The 18,854-nt window shown below is 61.9% G+C and carries 16 protein-coding genes; 9 read left to right on the top strand and 7 right to left on the bottom strand.

All coding sequences use genetic code 11. From position 1 onward, the window contains the following. Positions 1–5: 5 nt before the first annotated feature. Positions 6–299: a J domain-containing protein gene (locus tag EOE18_RS11120; protein WP_127709450.1), complete on the bottom strand. Its 294-nt coding sequence runs from the start codon at positions 297–299 to the stop codon at positions 6–8. Between the two features lie 4 nt (positions 300–303). After that, the gene (locus EOE18_RS11115) at positions 304–1,143 is read right to left on the bottom strand and encodes a division plane positioning ATPase MipZ (RefSeq protein WP_127709448.1); all 840 of its coding nucleotides are present in this window, start codon (positions 1,141–1,143) and stop codon (positions 304–306) included. Positions 1,144–1,284: 141 nt separating this feature from the next. On the opposite strand from EOE18_RS11115, the gene panC reads away from it, so the two are divergent. Beyond that, entirely contained in the window at positions 1,285–2,145 is an 861-nt protein-coding gene (panC, locus tag EOE18_RS11110) for a pantoate--beta-alanine ligase (protein WP_127709590.1), read from the top strand. Between the two features lie 289 nt (positions 2,146–2,434). On the opposite strand, the gene EOE18_RS11105 is transcribed toward panC, so the two are convergent. Then, the gene (locus tag EOE18_RS11105) at positions 2,435–4,468 is read right to left on the bottom strand and encodes a M13 family metallopeptidase (RefSeq protein ID WP_127709447.1); all 2,034 of its coding nucleotides are present in this window, start codon (positions 4,466–4,468) and stop codon (positions 2,435–2,437) included. A 236-nt stretch (positions 4,469–4,704) separates the two neighbouring features. Here EOE18_RS11105 and EOE18_RS11100 point away from each other — a divergent pair, with 236 nt between their 5' ends. From EOE18_RS11100 to rfbA, 7 genes are all read left to right on the top strand, one after another. Further along, on the top strand, positions 4,705–5,961 hold the full coding sequence (locus EOE18_RS11100; RefSeq protein WP_246027400.1) for an efflux RND transporter periplasmic adaptor subunit: 1,257 nt from the start codon (positions 4,705–4,707) through the stop codon (positions 5,959–5,961). Continuing rightward, a complete protein-coding gene (locus EOE18_RS11095) occupies positions 5,958–9,143 on the top strand; it encodes an efflux RND transporter permease subunit (protein WP_127709445.1) in 3,186 nt (1,061 codons plus the stop codon). Before EOE18_RS11100 ends, EOE18_RS11095 begins: the two co-directional genes overlap by 4 nt. Further along, on the top strand, positions 9,140–10,561 hold the full coding sequence (locus EOE18_RS11090) for an efflux transporter outer membrane subunit (RefSeq protein WP_127709443.1): 1,422 nt from the start codon (positions 9,140–9,142) through the stop codon (positions 10,559–10,561). The genes EOE18_RS11095 and EOE18_RS11090 overlap by 4 nt, the downstream gene beginning before the upstream one ends. Positions 10,562–10,797: 236 nt before the next feature. Beyond that, positions 10,798–11,361, top strand: coding sequence for a dTDP-4-dehydrorhamnose 3,5-epimerase (gene rfbC / locus EOE18_RS11085; RefSeq protein ID WP_127709441.1), 564 nt, complete (start codon positions 10,798–10,800; stop codon positions 11,359–11,361). A 4-nt stretch (positions 11,362–11,365) separates the two neighbouring features. Further along, positions 11,366–12,427 carry a dTDP-glucose 4,6-dehydratase gene (gene rfbB / locus EOE18_RS11080; protein WP_127709439.1) on the top strand — a complete coding sequence of 354 codons (1,062 nt, stop codon included), beginning with the start codon at positions 11,366–11,368 and terminating at the stop codon, positions 12,425–12,427. Continuing rightward, complete coding sequence (gene rfbD, locus EOE18_RS11075) at positions 12,424–13,317, top strand: dTDP-4-dehydrorhamnose reductase (protein WP_127709437.1); 894 nt, start codon at positions 12,424–12,426, stop codon at positions 13,315–13,317. Before rfbB ends, rfbD begins: the two co-directional genes overlap by 4 nt. Then, positions 13,314–14,189, top strand: coding sequence for a glucose-1-phosphate thymidylyltransferase RfbA (gene rfbA / locus EOE18_RS11070; protein WP_127709435.1), 876 nt, complete (start codon positions 13,314–13,316; stop codon positions 14,187–14,189). The genes rfbD and rfbA overlap by 4 nt, the downstream gene beginning before the upstream one ends. A 51-nt stretch (positions 14,190–14,240) precedes the next feature. Here rfbA and EOE18_RS11065 read toward each other — a convergent pair whose 3' ends face one another. From EOE18_RS11065 to EOE18_RS11050, 4 genes are all read right to left on the bottom strand, one after another. Beyond that, positions 14,241–16,256 (bottom strand): TonB-dependent receptor, encoded by a 2,016-nt coding sequence (locus EOE18_RS11065; RefSeq protein ID WP_127709432.1) that lies wholly within the window; start codon positions 16,254–16,256, stop codon positions 14,241–14,243. A gap of 182 nt (positions 16,257–16,438) precedes the next feature. Then, on the bottom strand, positions 16,439–16,909 hold the full coding sequence (locus EOE18_RS11060) for a glycosyltransferase (RefSeq protein ID WP_127709430.1): 471 nt from the start codon (positions 16,907–16,909) through the stop codon (positions 16,439–16,441). Beyond that, positions 16,906–17,340 carry a glycosyltransferase family protein gene (locus tag EOE18_RS11055; RefSeq protein WP_246027399.1) on the bottom strand — a complete coding sequence of 145 codons (435 nt, stop codon included), beginning with the start codon at positions 17,338–17,340 and terminating at the stop codon, positions 16,906–16,908. The genes EOE18_RS11060 and EOE18_RS11055 overlap by 4 nt, the downstream gene beginning before the upstream one ends. Before the next feature lie 101 nt (positions 17,341–17,441). Beyond that, positions 17,442–17,822: a hypothetical protein gene (locus tag EOE18_RS11050; RefSeq protein ID WP_127709426.1), complete on the bottom strand. Its 381-nt coding sequence runs from the start codon at positions 17,820–17,822 to the stop codon at positions 17,442–17,444. 166 nt (positions 17,823–17,988) lie between these two features. Here EOE18_RS11050 and EOE18_RS11045 point away from each other — a divergent pair, with 166 nt between their 5' ends. Next, positions 17,989–18,825: a hypothetical protein gene (locus EOE18_RS11045; protein WP_127709424.1), complete on the top strand. Its 837-nt coding sequence runs from the start codon at positions 17,989–17,991 to the stop codon at positions 18,823–18,825. Positions 18,826–18,854 lie beyond the last annotated feature (29 nt).

Below are 18,854 nucleotides of genomic sequence, written 5' to 3'. Positions count from 1 at the left end.
CCCGCCTACCCCTTGGGCAATTCGCCAGCGAGCCCCGCCAGCAACAGATCGCGCGCCGCATTGGCCTCATGCACCAAACGCACATCGCCGCCCTTATCGGGATGCACCTGCACGATCAGCCTTTTATGCGCGGCAATGATCTCGGCCCGCCCCGCATCGCGCGAAACACCCAGCAGGTTGCGCGCCTTTGCAGCCCCATCATCCCCGCGCAGCCGCGCCCAGATCACCCATGGCCATTGCCCCGTCCACCAACGGCAGGCCACCACCCCCACCAGCGCCAGAAACAACAGTTTGGTCATCGCCTCAAGCCTGCATAGGGGCGACAGGCTGTTCCTCGGCGGCCGCGCGGGCCGCACGCTGGCTCTGCGGCGCGGGCAGGTTCATCCCCGCCACCAGCTTGCGCAATTCTTGTCGCGCCACCAGATGGCTGGTGCCCAGATCGCCCAGATGCCCCTTGTCCAGCAGGGTGAGGCCCGAAGGGAACAGCTCGCGATAGATCACGCGTTCGGACAGGCCCTGCGCGATGCGGAAGCCGACGCGGCGCGATAGTTCAGCCAAGGCGCTGTCGATACGGCGCATATTGCGCGCCTCGATATGCTGGGTACGGTTGCGCACCACCACCCAATCCATCTCGCGGCGGTTTTCCTGAATGGTCGCCACCGCCCGCTTCTTGCGCGCTTCCCAGATCAGCTCGGCATAGAAAGACAGGCGGCGCACCTTGAACGTCTCGGCGTCCACCTGACCGATCAGGTCAAAGTCGACGAAACTGTCGTTCAAAGGCGTGACAAGCGTATCGGCGCTGGTGGCCACATGGCGGGCGAACATGTCATCGCGGCCCGGCGTGTCGAAAATGAAATAGTCCACATCCTGCGCCAGATCGGCCACTTGCGCGTCCAGTTCTTCGACCGTTTCGCCGCGGAACACGTCAAACTTGGTCACCATCGGCAGATCGATGCCACGGCGGCGCAAGGTTTCCATCCGGTTTTCCAGATAGCGGTGCAAGGTGCGCTGGCGCGGGTCAAGGTCCAGCGCGGCCACCCGCGCGCCCAGATAGGCCAGAGCGATGGCAATATGCACCGCCGTGGTCGATTTGCCCGTGCCGCCTTTTTCATTCGCGAAAACGATGCGGTGTGGGCTGGACATGGGGCACTCTCTCGACACGGGGTTGGACAAATCCGGCGCCTGACACTTTGATCAGCACCGAAAAACCGTTGATGGCCGCCCCCACCGCGCCTAGGGCGGGCAGGAGTGATCACGCAAATCCTTAACGGAGGGGCAGGGCCGGTGCAAACCATCAATCGTCTGGAAATGCTGCGCGCGGGGGTTTCCGCGTTGAAAGCCAAGGGATCTGTGGCTTTGGTGCCGACAATGGGCGCCTTACATTCCGGACACTTAGCGCTGGTGCGCGAGGCCAAACTGCGCGCGGACCATGTGATCGCCTCCATTTTCGTTAATCCCCGACAATTTGGCGTGGGCGAGGATCTGGACGCCTATCCCCGCCAATTGGCGCAGGATCAGGCGCTGTTGGCGCAGGAAGGCGTGGCCATCCTGTGGGCGCCCGATGTGGCGGCGATGTATCCCGAAGGCTTTGCCACCAATATCTCGGTTTCCGGCGTCAGCGAGGGGCTTTGCGGCGCGGCGCGACCCGGCCATTTCGATGGCGTGGCCACGGTAGTGTGCAAATTGTTCAACCAGGTGCAGCCCGATATCGCGCTGTTCGGCGAAAAGGACTGGCAGCAATTGGCGGTCATCCGCCGCATGGCGCGCGATCTTGATCTGACCCGCCCCCATGTGGGCGCGATCATCGGCGTGCCCACCGTGCGTGAGGCGGATGGCTTGGCGCTATCCTCGCGCAACGCCTATCTTTCGCCTGAAGAGCGTCAGCAGGCGGTCGCCCTGCCCCGCGCCATGCAGGCCGCCGTTGCCGCGATCCGTGATGGGGCCGATGTGGCGGCCAGCCTAGCCGCGCTGCGCGAAGCCGTGATCGAAGGCGGCTTTTCCAGCGTGGATTATGCCGAATTGCGCGATGCCGACAGCCTCACCCTGCTCGACTCGCTGGGCAACCGTCCGGCGCGTTTGTTGGTGGCGGCGCGAATCGGCAAGACGCGTTTGATCGACAATCTTCCGGTCTTACCCCTAGGGTAATCGCGCCAGACCTTACCGATTTTTTGCACTGCACCTAGGGCTTAAACCGATTGCGCAGCCACATTGGCGTGCGATTGAAAATAAATGAGCCTAAATGGCAAAATGCAAACCGTTGCACTTGCCATCCATGCTGCACTGCACTATCCAGAAACTGCCTTTTAGGCATCCTCTCCCAAACTTCCAAAGCCCGGCTCCGGCCGGGTTTTTTTTCGCCCTCGTGACGTGGCGAACGCGGCGCGGCGACAAGGCCCGATGTGCGGGACCCAAGCCCCGCACATCGTCACCATCCTCACCAGATCTTCGCGCGACCCTCAGGAGCAATATAGAGCTTGTCCTCAGGCTTCACCTCAAACGCCTGATACCACGCCTCCACATTGCGCAGCGGACCAAAGCTGCGGAAACGGGCGGGGCTATGCGGATCGGTGGTCACCTGATTGCGCAGGGCATCCTCGCGCGCCTTGGCCCGCCACACTTGCGCATAGCCGAGGAAAAAGCGCTGTTCGCCCGTAACCCCATCCAGCACCGGCGGCTGCTTGCCCGCCAGCGCGCGATGCCATGCATCCAGCGCCACCTGCACACCGGCGAAATCGGCAATATTCTCGCCCATGGTCAGTTTCGGATTCACGAAAGCGCCCGGAGCCGCTTCATATTTGCCATATTGATCGCCAAACACTTTGGCCTCGGCCTCGAAACGCTGGGCGTCCTGCGGGGTCCACCAATCGCGCACCGCGCCTGCGGCATCGATCTTGCGGCCCTGATCGTCAAAGCCATGGCTGATCTCATGCCCGATCACCACGCCAATCGCGCCATAATTGACCGCATCCTCCGCGCTGGCCGAGAAGAAAGGCGCCTGCAAAATGGCGGCGGGGAACACGATCTTGTTCTCCAGCCCGCCATTATAGGCATTCACCGTTTGCGGGTTCATGCCCCACTTCTTGTGGTCCACCTTCTTGCCCAGATCGGCCATGGCATAGGCGGCGTTGAAGCGCCCTGCCCGCTGGACATTGCCATAAAGGTCATCACCGGCGATTTTCAGCGCAGTGTAATCGCGCCACTTGTCGGGATAGCCCACCATCACATTCATGCGGCTGAGTTTCAGCAGCGCGGCCTCTTTGGTCGGCGCGCTCATCCAGCTATTGGCCTTGATCCGGTCGGCCATGGCCAGTTTCAGATTGCCGACCAGCACTTCCATCTTGGCCTTGGCTTCCGGCGCGAAGAAGCGGGCGACATAGGCCTTACCCACCAATTCGCCCAGCGAGTCATTGACCAGATCCACCCCGCGCTTCCAACGCGGACGGATTTCCGACACGCCGGACAGGGTCTTGGTAAAGGCAAAGCGGCTGTCGACCATCGCCTTGTTGAGATAAGGCGAGGCCTGATGGGCCATATGGAAGCTCTGCCACAATTTCAGCGTGGCCAAGGGCGTGGCGGCATAAAGCCCCGCCAATTGCTTCACCGCGCTGTTTTCCGAAACGATCATCCGCTTTTGCGGGGCGACATGCGCGCCGGCAAAGAAGGCCGTCCAATCAATCCCCGGCGCATAGGCGGCAAGGCCCGCGCTGGAATAGGGATTGTTGATCGCGCTGATATCGCGGCGCCGATCCGCTTCCCAGCTCAGCTTGGCCACTTGCGTTTCAAACGCCAGCACCTTGGCCGCCGAACCTTCCGGATCACTCTGGCCAATCGCCTGCATCACCCGCCCGATATAGGCGGCATAGGCATCGCGCTGGGGCTTGAACTGGTCCTTCAGATAATAGTCGCGGTCGGGCAGGCCCAGACCATCCTGCCCCAGCCACAGCACATTGACCTCGGGGTTCACCGTATCGGGGCTGATGTCAAACGACACCAGCGACACGCCAAAACCACCATGGGTGCCTGCCATGAAACGGGCAAAGTCCCGCTTGTTGGCCAGAGCCTTCACCTTGGCCAGATCGGCCATCAAGGGCTTCAAACCCAAGCTTTCCAGCCGCGCCTCGTCCATAAAGCTGGCATAAAGCGCGCCATAGGGGCTGGCGCTATTACCGGTGATGATCTGCTTGACCTGATCCTGCGCCTTTTCGCGCAGGTCATAGAAAGTGCCCACCGAAGGCCGGTCCGCCGGAATCTGGGTGCGGGCCAGCCAGCTGCCCGAGGTGTAGAGCTGGAAATCATCGCCCGGCTTAACCGAGAGATCGCGCGCGGAAAGATCCACACCCCATGCCCCAAATTCAGACGCAGGTTCCGCAACCGCCGCGGCAGGCGTTTGCGCCATAGCGGGCGCATGCAGGCAGGAAAGACCGGCAGCCATAGCCGCCAAAGAAGCCATAAAACGGATGGAACGCATGGATTTAGCACCCTGCAAGGAGGAAAAGGCCGGAACAGATCGGCCAGATGCGCCATTTATTGACAGGGGTGTAAGTCCTGTCAATCCCGCCCAGATCAGACATATTTTGACACAAAAGGGAAAGAGTCTCGCAATAGTTCATGACAAATTCAGCCGGTGGCGGCAAAGGCAGGGGCAACTTGGCCGTGCAAAGCCCGATGCGGATCGGTGGCCTATTTGCAGGTATGGGGAACAAATTGACTTACCAAGAACCGGTGCTCGCACTGCCGGTCAAGCGCCAGCTTGGCCTGCTCTCTGTCTCCCTGCTGGCTGCGGGCGGGCTTGCCCTGTCGGTGGTGGCCTATCGCGCCTATACGACCCAGCCCGAGGCCACAGCGCCGGCCCTGCCAACGGGCGTGGTGGAACTGACGCCCGAACAAATGTCGACCATCAAGCTGGAGCAAGTGGGCGACAGCAATGGCGACACGCAAACGGCGGCCACCGGCATGATTGCGGTCAATGAAACGCAGGCGACGCCGATCTTCCTGCCCTTCTCGGGCCAGATCACGCAGGTTCTGGTGGACGCAGGCGCCACCGTTACCCGCGGCCAACCGCTGCTGCGCCTGCGCACCAGCGATGTGGTCGATGCCCGCAACGCCCTGTTCAGCGCCGCCGCCGCCCAAGCCAGCGCGGCCTCGGCCGCCCGTCTGGCGCAGGATAATCTGAAACGTCAGGAACAGATCTACAAGACCGCTGGCGGCGCCATGCGCGATTACGAACAGGCCCGCAGCGATGCGATTGCCGCACAGGCCGCCCTGCGCGCCGCCAATGCCGCCTTGGGCGCGGCGCGTGACAAGCTGGAAATTTATGGCAAGACCCCTGCCGAAATCGCCAGTCTGGAAGGCGCCAGCGGCATTTCCGGCTATCACCCCGAAACCACCTTCCACGCCCCCATCGGCGGCGTGATCGCCTCGCGCGCGGTGGCGGCGGGCCAATTTGTGCAGGCCGGTGGCACCAGCCCGCTGCTGACCATCGCCAACCCCTCCAGCGTATGGCTGGTGGCGCAATTGGCCGAAAGCGATGCGCCCCATGTGCATCTGGGCGACAAGGTGGAAGTCAGCGTAGCCGCCTATCCGGGCCGCAGCTTCATCGCCACGGTGGACAATATCGCCAGCGCGCTTGATCCCTTGACCCACCGCCTGCCGGTGCGCGCCACGATTGCCAATCCCGATGGCGCGCTGAAACCGCAAATGTTCGCCAATTTCACCATCCTGCACAAGGCCAGCGCCGCTCTGGCCGCCGCCAGCCTGTCGGTAGCCGCCAATGCGGTGATCCATGAAGGCGATCAGGCCCGCGTCTGGGTGCAGATCGGCCCGCGCCGTTTCCGCAGCGTAGATGTCAAAACCGGCGACAGCCAGAATGGCCGCACCACCATCACCTCGGGCCTGAAGGGCGGAGAAAAGCTGGTCACCAGCGGCGCGATCTTTGTCAATGAAGCAGGTATCGGCGAATGAACTCGCCCGTCCGCTTTGCACTGCGTTCGCGCGTGCTGATCATGGGGCTGCTGGCAGGTATGCTGGCGGCCGGTGGCATTGCCTTTTACAATCTCAACATCGAGGCCTATCCCGACCCCGTGCCGCCGATGGTGGAAATCATCAGCCAGTCGCGCGGCATGTCGGCCGAAGAGGTCGAACGCTCGATCACCATTCCGGTCGAGGTGCAATTGGCGGGCATGCCGCATATGACGGCAATCCGCGCGATCAGCCTGTTTGGCCTGTCCGACGTGAAGGTCCAGTTCAGCTATGACCTGAGCTTTGAACAGGCCCAGCAGCAGGTGATCAACCGCCTGTCGCAATTGCCCGCCCTGCCCGGTGGCGCGGTGCCCACCCTGTCGCCCACCAGCCCCACGGGCGAAATCTATCGCTACCGGATCAAGGCGCCCAAGGGCTATTCGGTGATGGATCTCAAAACCCTGCAGGACTGGGTGCTGCAACGCCGGTTCCGCGCCTTGCCCGGGGTGGTGGACGTGACCGCAGTGGGCGGCAAATTGCGCGCCTATGAGGTGGTGGTCGATTCGGCCAAGCTGGCCGCGCATCAAACCAGCGTCGGCGCAGTGCTGACCGCCCTGTCGAAAAGCAATGGCAACACCGGCGGCCAGACCATCAATTTCGGCCCGCAAAGCGCCATCGTGCGCTCGGTCGGCCTGATCCAGTCACCTTCCCAAATCGAAAGCGTGCTGGTCGCTACCAACAATGGCGTACCGGTCATGCTGCGCGATGTGGCCAAGGTGCAGATCGGCAATCAGCCCCGCATGGGCATTGCCGGTCTCAATGACGAGGATGACATTGTCGAAGGCATCGTGCTGATGCGGCGCGGATCGCAATCCATGCCGACCATCAATGCGGTGAAGGCCGAGGTGGAAAAGATCAATTCCACCGGCATCCTGCCCCCCGGCGTCAAGCTGGAACAGGTCTATGACCGTTCCAACCTGATCGGATTGACCACGCATACGGTGATGGAAAATCTGGTGGTGGGCATTGCGCTGATCTTCCTGCTGCAATGGGGCCTCTTGGGCGATTTGCGCAGCGCGGTGATCGTGGCCACCACCATTCCCTTCGCGCTGGCCTTTGCGGTGCTGATCCTGACGCTTCAGGGGGAAAGCGCCAATCTGCTTTCGGTGGGCGCGCTGGACTTTGGTCTGGTGGTCGATGCCACGGTGATCATGGTGGAAAACATCTTCCGCCACATGGTTGAACGCACCGAGCATGTGGAGCGCGATGGCGGGCATTACAGCTTTGCCAACCGCCTGTCCTCGATCCTGCATGCGTCGAGCGAGGTGAGCCGCGGCATCTTCTTTGCCGCCGCCATCATCATCGCCAGCTTCCTGCCGCTCTTCACGCTGACCGGCGTGGAAGGCCATATCTTTGGCCCCATGGCCAAGACCTATGCCTATGCGATTGCCGGCGGGCTGATCGCCACTTTCACCGTGGCGCCGGTGATGTCGATGATGCTGTTGCCCGATCGTTTGAGCGAGGTGGAAACCGTGATCGTCCGCGCCCTGCGCCGCGTTTACGAACCGGTGGCCCGCTTTGCACTGGCCAACCAGATCATCACGCTGGGCGGGGCGGCCTTGCTGTTCATCGGCGCGATGGTCGGGGTGCGCGCCTTGGGGATCGAATTCCTTCCGCATCTGGAGGAAGGCAATCTCTATATCCGCGCCTCGCTGCCTGCGACCATCTCGCTGGAGGAAGGCGAGGCCACGGTCAATGCCGTGCGCCGCCGCATCCGCTCCTATCCCGAAACCACGGCCGTGCTGTCTGCCCATGGTCGCCCCGACGATGGCACCGACCCGACCGGTTTTTTCAACACCGAATATTTCGTGCCGTTAAAGCCGCAGGATGAATGGCCCAAGGGCGTCGACAAGGAAAAGCTGGTCAATGCGATGAGCAAGGATCTGCACCAGCATTTCCCCGGCGTGGAATTCGACTTCTCGCAAATCATCGAGGATAACGTGTCCGAAGCGGCCAGCGGTGTGAAGGGCGCCAATTCGGTGAAACTGTTCGGCCCCGATCTGGCCACGCTGGAAAAGCTGGGCAATGCGATACAGGCGCAAATGTCCAAGGTGCGCGGCATTGCCGATCTGGGCGTGTTCCAGTCTCTGGGCCAGCCCACGGTGCGCATCGACATCGACCGCGAAAAGGCCGCCCGTTATGGCCTGACGCCCGATGACATCAACCAGACGGTGGCTGCCGCCATCGGCGGCGCATCGCCCGGTGATCTGTATGAAACCCATACCGACCGCCACTTCCCGATTATCGTGCGTTTCCGCCCCGAACAGCGCAACAGTCTGGACGCGATCCGCACCATTACGGTGGCCACGCCCAATGCGGGCGGCGGCGTGACGCAGGTTCCCCTGTCCGAAGTGGCCAATATCCACCTCGCCTCGGGCGCCAGCTTCATCTATCGCGAGCACCAGAGCCGCTATCTGCCGATCAAATTCGCCGTGCGCGACCGCGATCTGGGCAGCGCCGTGGCCGAGGCACAGGCACGCATTGCCCAGAATGTCCACCTGCCGCCGGGCTATTCGATGGAATGGGCGGGCGAGCTGTCCAATCTGGACAATGCGGTGGCGCGTTTGAAAGTGGTGGTGCCGATCAGCCTGCTGATCATCTTCGGCCTGCTCTATGCCAATTTCGGCAATCTGCGCGATGCGCTGCTGGCTTTGAGCGTCATTCCCATGGCGATCATCGGCGGGGTGCTGGCGCTGGCGCTGACGGGGACGGCTTTCTCCATCTCGGCGGCGATCGGCTTTATCGCGCTGTTCGGCATTGCGGTGATGGATGGCATTCTGGTGGTGAACAATTTCAACACCGCGCTCAATGAAGGGCTGGACCGCGCCGCCGCCATGGCGGTCACCACGCGCAATTCGCTGCGTCCGGTGATCATGACCTGTCTGGTGGCGGCTATCGGCCTGCTGCCCGCTGCGGTCTCCTCCGGCATCGGCTCGCAGGTGCAAAAGCCGCTGGCCCTGGTGGTGGTGGGCGGCATGACGCTGGCGCCGGTGCTGATCCTGCTGGTTCTACCGCTGTTGATCGGTAAATTCTCGATCCATTCGCCCAACCGCTATGCCAGCGCGCCCACCCATAACCGGATCGAACCGGACGAAGGCGCCGCACATCAGGGAGAACAGGCATGAGCACGCTGATGCTGATCGGCCTGCTGGCCGCGCCTGCCGTGTCGGTGCCCCTGCCGCCAACCGCTGCGGGCAATGCGCCTGCCAGCGTGTTGAGCGCCCCCATCGCGCCCGAACAGGGCCCCGCGCAAAGCATCACTCTGGGCGATCCGGTGCCCGCGCAATGGTGGCAGGCCTTTGGCAGCGCCAAGCTGGACGCCTTGGTGGCCGCCACGTTGAAAGGCAGCGACGATATTGCCGCTGCCGACGCGCTGCTGCGTCAGGCCGAGGAATTGGCCAGAGCCGCCGGTGGCGCGCGCAGTCCCACACTGGACGCCTCCTATGGCGTTACGCGGGCGCGGGTGGGCAATGCCCTGTCCAGCCCGCTCTATGACCCCAATGCCATGCTCTATTCGCTGCATACCGCGCAGGTCAGCGTAGGCTATACGCTGGACGTGTTCGGCGGGGTGGGTGCCAAGGTGCGATCCGCGCAGGCCGCCGCCAAGGCACAGAAATTGCGCAGCCATGCGGCCAAACAGGCGGTGGTGGCCAATCTGGTGCAGGCGGTGATCAACCGTGGCGCCTTGATCGAGGAAGTGGCCGCCACGCAGGAAAGCATCGCTGCGGCCAGCGACCTGCTGGAACTGACCCGCCGCCGTGCGCAGATCGGCACAGTGGGCACCAGCGATGTGGCAGCCCAAGAAACTGCACTGGCCGCAGCGCAAGGCGCACTGCCCACGCTGCAACGCGCCCTCAAGCATGAGGAAGCGCTGATCGCCACCTATCTGGGGCAGGCACCGGGCAGCGATCTGCCGCCTCTGCCCGCGCTGGACGAATTGCATCTGCCCGAGAACCTGCCGCTCAGCCTGCCCGCGCAGGTTTTGGCGCAGCGCCCCGATGTGCAGGTCGCCGCAGCCAATCTGGAAGGCGCCGCCGCCGATGCCAAGGCGGCCGTGGCGGCACGCCTGCCCAGCTTCACCCTCTCGGCCAATTATGGCGGCACCGCCACCAGCTTTGGCGATATGTTCGCCAGCGGCAATCCGTTCTGGGCGCTGCTGGGCGGGGTCAGCCAGCCCTTGCTGCGCGGCGGTAGCCTGCTGCATCAAAGCCATGCCGCCAAGGCCGCGCTGGAGGCGGCGCAGGCGCAATATCGCTCCACCGCGCTCGCCGCCTTTGCCGATCTGTCCGACACGCTGACCGCGCTGAAACTGGATGGCGATGCGCTGGATGCCGCCGGTCGCGGGGATCGCGCCTCGGCGGAAAGTCTGGCCAATATCCGACGCCAGTTCGAATTGGGCGCGGTGGGCACCTATCAATTGCTGCCCGTGGTCGAAGCCCGCGCGCAAGCTCGCAGCCAATGGGTGCAAAGCCGCGCGGCAAGGCTGGGCGATACGGTGGCGCTTTATCTGGCTCTGGGCGGCAGCCCCGTGCCAAATCGGTGATCAGATCGGGGGCGGAGACCAAAGTTCCGCCCCCCTTGTCGTCCCGCCCCATTGGCGCGCCAAATAGGTTGGCCAACACCCGACAAAACGGGCAGATATTTCCAACAAACCCTCACCTTAACCATGGCAACCGTTCAAGCCGTTGGTTTTATGTTGCATTTTTGCCGAAAATGCGGATCACTGCCGCCGCAGGCAGGGCCAAACCGGCCCGCCCCCAATAGGTGCGGTGAAATTCCATGGAACTTCGGACGTTTGGCATCAGTGGTCCGGTTGAAATTGTGCCCCGCAAGCTTGGAGACGAGCGTGGCTACTTCACAGAACTCTTCCGCGAAGACCGTTTTTCGCAGGTGGCTGGCTCGGTAGAATTTGTGCAGGAAAACCAGTCGCTCTCGGCCAAGGTTGGCACGATCCGCGGGCTGCATTTCCAAACCCATCCCGCAGGTCAGGGCAAATTGGTCCGCTGCGTACAGGGCGCCATTTTCGACGTGGCGGTGGATATCCGCCATGATTCGCCCACGTTTGGCCAATGGATCGGCGTGGAATTGACCGCGCAAGATTGTAACCAGCTTTGGGTGCCGGTCGGTTTTGCCCATGGCTTCTGCACGCTGGTTCCCGACACGATCGTCGCCTATAAGGTTACCAATTATTACAGCCCCGAAAATGACAAGGGCTGTCTGTGGAACGATCCGGCGATTGGCGTTACCTGGCCTTCCGTGGCCGATGGCGAAACGCTGTCGGGCAAGGACAAGGTGCAGCCCCTGCTGGCCGATCTGCCGCAATATTTTAGCGTAAAGGACTGATCAGATGCGCGTGATTGTTACCGGCGGCGCCGGATTCATTGGCTCGGCGCTGGTGCGCCATCTGGTGCTGGTGCAGGGCTATGACGTTCTGACCATCGATGCGCTGACCTATGCGGGCAATATGGCCAGCCTGAAGGAAGTGGAAGGCAAACCCAACCACAGCTTCCTGCATGCCGATATCCGCGATGCCGAGGCGATGGCCAAGGCAGTCAACACCTTCAAGCCCGACCGCATCATGCATCTGGCCGCCGAAAGCCATGTGGACCGCTCGATCACGGGGGCTGCTGATTTCATCCTCACCAATGTGGTGGGCACATTTACCCTGCTGGAGGCCGCTCGCCATTACTGGAACGGGCTGGAAGCCGAGGCCAAGGCCGCTTTCCGCTTCCTGCATGTGTCGACCGACGAGGTTTACGGCAGCCTTGACCATGACCCCGAGGCCCTGTTCCTCGAAACCACGCCTTATGATCCCTCCTCGCCCTATTCGGCGTCGAAGGCGGCCAGCGACCATCTGGCCAAGGCATGGCACCGCACCTATGGTATGCCCATCGTGGTGTCGAATTGCTCGAACAATTACGGCCCTTACCACTTCCCCGAAAAGCTGATCCCGCTGACCATCCTCAACGCGCTGGAAGGCAAGGAATTGCCCGTTTACGGCGCGGGCGAGAATATCCGCGACTGGCTGTTCGTTGAAGACCATGCCCGCGCGCTGGATCTGATCATCGCCACCGGTCGTTTGGGCGAAACCTATAATGTGGGTGGCCGCAACGAGCGCAAGAATATCGATGTGGTGCGCCGCATCTGTCAGGTGCTCGACCGCCTGCGCCCCGCGGACGAACCGCGTGAAAACCTGATCCGCTTTGTCACCGACCGGCCGGGCCATGATGCACGCTATGCCATCGATGCCACCAAGCTGGAGAATGAACTGGGCTGGAAGGCGCTGGAGAATTTTGACACGGGCATTGAAAAGACCGTGCAATGGTATCTGGATAATGAATGGTGGTGGGGCCCGCTGCGCGATGGCTATTCGGGCGAACGTCTGGGCCTGCTGGAGAAAAGCGCGTGAGGATTGTTGTCACCGGACAGGCAGGGCAGGTGGTTACCTCCCTGCTGGAACGCGCCGGAGGCGAGCATGAGGTGATCGCTCTGGGGCGGCCCACGCTCGATCTGGCCGATCTGGCCAGCATCGAGCCCGCCCTGCGTGCGGCGCGTCCCGATGTGGTGGTGTCCGCCGCTGCCTATACCGCCGTGGACAAGGCCGAGAGCGAGCGCGAGGCCGCCTTTGCCATCAATGGCGCGGGTGCTGGCGAAGTGGCCCGCGTGGCGCATGAATTGCTGGTGCCCGTCATTCATATCTCCACCGATTATGTGTTCGATGGCACCAAGCCCGCGCCCTATGTGGAAAGCGACCCTGTCGCCCCGCTGGGCGTCTATGGCGAGAGCAAGCTAGCGGGCGAACAGGCGGTGCTGGCCGCCCATCCCGGCGCAGTGATCCTGCGCACGGCTTGGGTCTACAGCCCGTTTGGCGCCAATTTCGTCAAAACCATGCTGCGTCTGGCCGAAAGCCGCGACGAGTTGGGCGTGGTGGGTGACCAGATCGGCAATCCCACCAGCGCGCTGGACATTGCCGATGCGGTGATCGCCGTGGCGGAAGCCTTGGTGGCGCATCCGTCCGAAACCACGCGCGGCGTGTTCCACATGACCGGCAGCGGCGAAGGCAGCTGGGCCGATCTGGCCAAGGCTGTGTTCGAAGCCAGCGCGGCAGCGGGTGGCCCCAGCGCCAAGGTGAACGCCATTGGCACCAAGGATTACCCCACGCCCGCGGCTCGCCCCGCCAATTCGCGTCTGGAATGCGGCGCGCTGGAACGCGCCTATGGCGTGCGCCTGCCTGATTGGCGCCAGTCGGTGGCCCAGGTGGTGGCACGGCTGATCAAGGAAAAGGAACAAGCGGCATGAAGGGCATTATTCTGGCCGGTGGCAGCGGCACCCGCCTTTATCCGATGACGCTGAGCCTGAGCAAACAGCTCATGCCGGTTTATGACAAGCCGATGATCTATTATCCGCTCTCCACGCTGATGCTGGCCGGCATCCGCGAAGTGCTGATCATCACCACCCCGCATGACGCGGCCAGCTTCCGCCACCTGCTGGGCGATGGTTCGCAATGGGGGATGGAGCTGACCTATGCCGTGCAGCCTGAACCCAAGGGGCTGGCGCAGGCCTATACGATCGGCGCGGATTTCGTGGCAGGTGGCCCGTCCTGTCTGGTGCTGGGCGACAATATCTTTTTCGGCCATGGCCTGCCCGAATTGATGGCCAAATCGCGCGAGCATATTTCCAAGGAAGGCGCCTCGGTCTTTGCCTATCACGTGTCGGACCCTGAGCGCTATGGCGTGGTGGAATTCGACGCGGACAAGCGCGCGATCAGCATCGAGGAAAAGCCCCCCGTTCCCAAGTCGAACTGGGCGGTGACCGGCCTTTATTTCTATGACGCCAATGTGGTGAACATTGCCGCCAACATCCAACCTTCGGCCCGTGGCGAGCTGGAAATTACCGACGTGAACCGCGCCTATCTGGAAGCGGGCACTTTGCAAGTGGCTGAAATGGGTCGCGGCTTTGCATGGCTGGATACGGGCACGCCCGACAGCCTGCTGGAAGCGGCCGAGTTCGTATCCACGCTGGAGCGCCGTCAGGGCATGAAGATCGCCTGCCCCGAGGAAATCGCCTGGCGTCAGGGCTTCATCAGTGATGAAGGTCTGGTGCAATGCATCGCCCGTCTGGGCGGCAAGGGCAATTATGCCGAATATCTGAAAAAGCTGGCCGCAGGCTAAGCTTAAGCCATCAAGGGCGGGGATAGCATCGGCTTCCCCGCCCTTTTTGCGTCAGAAGCTGGCGACCCGCAGCATCAGCCGGACCGAGCGGCCCGGCATCACCACCGTATCCTTGTTAAAGGCGGTGGCCATGCGCTGCACATCATTGGTCAGGTTCTGGCCGATGATTGACAGTTCCAGCCCCGGCATGGAGCGCAAGGGCTGCCAAGAGACTTGCGCGTTAAGCGCGTTATAGCCCGCCGTGGCGGTGTCATAGGCGCCAAAGTCATTCTGCCGGCCATAATGGGTGAGCGTAAAACCGGCCTGCGCCTGTTTGCCCGCCCAGTTCAGCCCGCCGCCAAAGCGATAGGGCGGGATGCGGGGCACATTGCCACCGGCATCCAGCGTGGCGCGGGTCAAGTCGCCCATCAGTTTCACCAGCAAGGTGCCCGCATCCACGCGCAGCACATCATAGCTCGCCTCGGCCTCGGCCCCGCGGAAATGGGCGCCGCCTTGGGTATAGAACAATTCGCGCAATTCCCCGTCGGGGTCGCTGGTGCAGGCGCCTGCATCATCGCAGGTCCGTCCCGATAGCGCGCCATAGATGTAATTGTGGAACCATGTGAAATAGAGGCTGCCTTCAAAGCGGAAAGGCCCGCGATGGACGCGCAGGCTGGCCTCGATCGCCTTGGCGCGTTCCACCTTCAGATCGGCATGGCCGGTCTCGAATGTCATCGGCCCGTCATGCGCGCCGCGTGCGAACAATTCGGTCAGCGCGGGCGCGCGGCCCGTGGTGCTGATCGTGGTGCCCAGCTTCACCCCGTCGGCCAGCGTATAAAGCAGGCCCAAGGCCCCGCTGGCGGGCGTATAGGTGCGGCGGGTGAAATCCCCGCTCAAGGGCGTGCCGGTGACGCGCACCTGTTCCACGCGGGCGCTGCCTTCCAGATGCAGCTTGGGGGTCAATTCCATCTCGGAAAAGACATAGGCGGCCAGATTTTGCGAGGTGGCGGGGGAGAGATAATCGCTCGCCTCGCCCAGCGCGGAGAAATTGCGATGTTGATATTCCACGCCAAGCGCGGTGTTGCGGATCGCGCCAATCGCGTTGAACAGCATTTCGCCGCGCAGATTGGCCTCGCGATTCTTGAAAGTGGCGATGGCCATGCCTTGGCTGTCGCGCTCGGAATGCTCATAATCGGCATAAGAGCCATCCAGCGTCAGCGTCTTGAGCAAGCCTTTGCCCATGGCAATGCTGTTGCGGCTCATCACCTTGGTCTGGGCCATGTCGATATAGGTATCACCCGCCGGAATGCCGTATTTGGCATCATAATGCACCACGGCCAGACCGACATGGCTATCCCCATCCGGCAGGAAATAGGAGCCGCCCAGCGCCCCGCCCTTGCCACGGAAGAAGGAATTGGTCTGTGTGCCTTCGGGCGTATCATAATCGCCCTGATGGCGGCGAAAACCATCGGCATGCAGCGCGACATTGCCCAAGGTCACATCAGCCAGTGCGGAGGTTTCCAGCGAATTGGCGACGCTGCCATAGGCCAGATTGGCCTCGGCGCTAACGGGGTCCTTGCCAAGGCTGGTGGGCACGCGGTTGTTGATCGTGTTGACCACGCCGCCGATCGCCTGACTGCCATAGCGCAAGGTGGCCGCACCGCGCACCACTTCGATGCTGCGCGCGGCCAGCGGGTCGATGGGGATGCCATGGTCCGGCCCGATATCGGACACGTCCGAGGCGCTGGTGCCATCTTCCAGCATACGCACGCGGTTGGAATCCATGCCGCGAATGATCGGACGGCTCGCGCCGGCGGCAAAGCCGGTGGCCGCTACGCCGGGAATATCGCGCAGCGCATCGGCCACGCTGGCACCACCAGCGGCGCGGATCTGCTCGGCATCGACGCGGGCGGAAATGGCGGGCGTTTCATCGGCAGTGTGGCGGAAGGGTGTGGCGGTGACGATAATCGGCGCTTGGGCAGCGGGCGGCGGGGTTTCGGCCTCGTCTGCACCCCCGTCTACGGCGGCAAGGGCAGGCTGGGCCATCAGCGCGACAGAGGCGGCGCCCAGCAGGAGGAGGGAACGCATGGGGTTAACATCCTTTTGGTCGTAACAGCAAAAAGGGAGGCGCAAGCTGCCACCCAATCTTGTAACGTTATATCATGCCAGATGTTCCCGCCAAGTCCCCTTCTTCACGCATACGCAGCATGACGCATAAAAGGGGCCAGCCTTGCGGCCAGCCCCCTTTTGAATTCACCCCCGAAAACCGATCAAGCGCCGATATAATCGTGCAAATAGCCAATCAGGCTGGCCCGCGCGGGGCTATCATCCGAACGCAAAGGCTCCAGATCGTCACGCAGCATCAAGGCTTCGAGCTGTTCATCATCATAGGCCACATAAATGCCCGTACGGTTTTCCAGCGATTTGACCGTGGCCAATTGATGCTCGTTGCGATGTTCACCCAGCGAGGCGCGGCGGGGATAAAGGATCACCGGCTTCTGCACCTTGCGCGCGCTCAGGATCGTACCGATGCCGGCATGGCCCACGATACGGTCGGCGGTTTTGATATGGCCATCAAACGTGGCCGGATCGCAATGGGCCGCGCTTTTCATATGTGCATAGCTGGCGCCGGGGTCGCAAGTCTGGGCGAAAATATCCAGCCCGTGTTTGGCGGCAATGGCGTCCAACGCCGACAGAAAGCGGGGAAAGGGCAGCTGTGTGCCGACTGTCGCGAAAATCATAGCACCGATCCTGCATAAGTGGCGCCATTATCCGTGGCGACCGAAGGCCATTGCGACATCCACAGATGCGCGTGATTGCGGGCCAAGGCACCGGCCATGGAAAATTCCTCGGCATTGGCAATGCTGTCCACCCAGATGGTGCGTGCGCCCAGCCTCTTGCCCAAGGCCAACGCGATCACACCGGGCAGCGCGCCGGTGGAAATGATCACTTGAGGGCGCAGCGAGATAATCACCCACAGGATGCGCAGCAGGGCGAAAAAGGCCCGCACCGGCTTGTTACGGTTGCAATCGGGCACGATCCGTACATTGGACAGCCCCGATCTTTCACCCAACCCCGCCAGCGTGGTGACGAAGGTTACATCATGCCCCGCAAAAGCATCGCGCAGCATCATCATCTGTTCCCAATGACCACCGCCCGAGGCAATCGCCATCACCCGCTTCTTTGTCTGACCAGCTTGTAGATTGAGCATATCGACTGACCCGTTCTGTTTATCCAATGCGCATGCCTGCAGAGCTGGCCACGAAAACCCATTCAGGCCTGAAGCCTGACCGGGATGAAAAGCGCGCTCATCAGAGCCTCCTTAGCCGATGACACACCGACATCACAGGCGACCCGGATTACGCCGCATCCGTATTTTTCATTGATGATCTTCAAACACATCTTTCGTGACAAACCAAGGACTTCCCTTTCCAACCATCGAATTATGGGAAGATCAAGCCTGTTGTTGGACAGCGCCGATTCTGCCAAAATTACCGCAAACACCCTTCCAGAACCCAAAAGTCTGGGCAGATCGCTCATTTCTTGCCCATAATTTAATCTATAAACCCGGTATTGTACGAGAAAACTTGCCAACCCCACTGGAAAACGCGCAAGGGGAAATGCTCCATAGCGGATGTCGGGATCAGTAGACATAACGCAAGCCTGGGCTTAGGTTCGCACGCAGATTTGGGTATTTTTCATGGATGGGTTGCTAGAGGTCAATGTACGATCCGCGAATCACAAATGTCGCGTTGACGTGCCATACTTCAACCACAAGCATGACGGTCAGCCCGCATGCGCGAAAGGTGAATTAACGATCATGACTTTGCGTTCCTTGCTGCTGTGCTGCACCGTGCTGGGTCTGGCCGCGTGCCACAAGGGTGAAACCAGCGCGCCCAAAGGTCAGGTGGTTGCCACGATCAACGGCACCGAAGTGACCATGAACGAGCTGAAAGAGGAAAGCGCATCGGCGGGTCCGGGTCAGCAAAACAGCGCCACCGCGCTGCAGACCATGGTGACCCGCAAGCTGCTGGCCGAGGCAGCCAAGGCAGAAAAGCTGGACCAGTTACCGACGACCGCTATCCAGTTGAAGCGCGCGGAGGAATCGGTGCTGGTCGAGGCTCTGATGCGCAAGCTGCGCGATTCGGCGCCCGCTCCCTCGACCGACGAAGCGCGGGTCTATGTCAGCGAACATCCATCCAGCTTCTCCAGACGCCGCATTTTCGTGGTGGACCAGTATATCGTGCCCAATGCGCCGCAAGCGCTGTTCAAGGAAATGGAGCCAATTAACACGCTTCCCGAGGCTCTGGCCCTGCTCAAGAAGCATAATCTGGCCGCCAATCGCGTGGTGGGCACGATCGACGCGCTGACCATTGACGGCGAGGCTGCTGAAAAGCTGGCTGCCTTGCCGCCCAATGCCATTTTCATCTCGCCCGAAGGCGATGGCATGCGCCTCAACTATATCCGCGATGTCGAGATCGAGCCGATCCCCGCCAATCAAGCCGAAAAGATCGCCTTGGAAACCTTGCGCAACCGCCGCATTTCGCAATTGGTGTCCAATAAGGCCAGCGAGATTGTCGGATCTTCCATGCGCAACGTGAAATTCAACCCTGCCTTTGCACCCAAGGCGCCTGCACAGGCCCCTGCCGGAAAATAAGAACCAATCCGGCAGGTTGGGCGCATCAA

The sequence above is a fragment of the Novosphingobium umbonatum genome (assembly GCF_004005905.1).
Lineage (GTDB): Bacteria > Pseudomonadota > Alphaproteobacteria > Sphingomonadales > Sphingomonadaceae > Novosphingobium > Novosphingobium umbonatum.
Note: the sequence above shows the minus strand (reverse complement) of the source record. Positions and strands in the feature narration are given on the sequence as shown.

What these genes read in the sequence shown, in the direction of transcription:
- EOE18_RS11065 (WP_127709432.1), bottom strand. Translation starts at nt 16,256, where the DNA reads ATGCGTTCCCTCCTCCTGCTGGGCGCCGCCTCTGTCGCGCTGATGGCC.
- EOE18_RS11045 (WP_127709424.1), top strand. Translation starts at nt 17,989, where the DNA reads ATGACTTTGCGTTCCTTGCTGCTGTGCTGCACCGTGCTGGGTCTGGCC.
- EOE18_RS11090 (WP_127709443.1), top strand. Translation starts at nt 9,140, where the DNA reads ATGAGCACGCTGATGCTGATCGGCCTGCTGGCCGCGCCTGCCGTGTCG.
- rfbC (WP_127709441.1), top strand. Translation starts at nt 10,798, where the DNA reads ATGGAACTTCGGACGTTTGGCATCAGTGGTCCGGTTGAAATTGTGCCC.
- EOE18_RS11095 (WP_127709445.1), top strand. Translation starts at nt 5,958, where the DNA reads ATGAACTCGCCCGTCCGCTTTGCACTGCGTTCGCGCGTGCTGATCATG.
- EOE18_RS11050 (WP_127709426.1), bottom strand. Translation starts at nt 17,822, where the DNA reads ATGTCTACTGATCCCGACATCCGCTATGGAGCATTTCCCCTTGCGCGT.
- EOE18_RS11060 (WP_127709430.1), bottom strand. Translation starts at nt 16,909, where the DNA reads ATGATTTTCGCGACAGTCGGCACACAGCTGCCCTTTCCCCGCTTTCTG.
- rfbB (WP_127709439.1), top strand. Translation starts at nt 11,366, where the DNA reads ATGCGCGTGATTGTTACCGGCGGCGCCGGATTCATTGGCTCGGCGCTG.
- EOE18_RS11120 (WP_127709450.1), bottom strand. Translation starts at nt 299, where the DNA reads ATGACCAAACTGTTGTTTCTGGCGCTGGTGGGGGTGGTGGCCTGCCGT.
- EOE18_RS11055 (WP_246027399.1), bottom strand. Translation starts at nt 17,340, where the DNA reads ATGGCGATTGCCTCGGGCGGTGGTCATTGGGAACAGATGATGATGCTG.
- EOE18_RS11105 (WP_127709447.1), bottom strand. Translation starts at nt 4,468, where the DNA reads ATGCGTTCCATCCGTTTTATGGCTTCTTTGGCGGCTATGGCTGCCGGT.
- EOE18_RS11115 (WP_127709448.1), bottom strand. Translation starts at nt 1,143, where the DNA reads ATGTCCAGCCCACACCGCATCGTTTTCGCGAATGAAAAAGGCGGCACG.
- rfbA (WP_127709435.1), top strand. Translation starts at nt 13,314, where the DNA reads ATGAAGGGCATTATTCTGGCCGGTGGCAGCGGCACCCGCCTTTATCCG.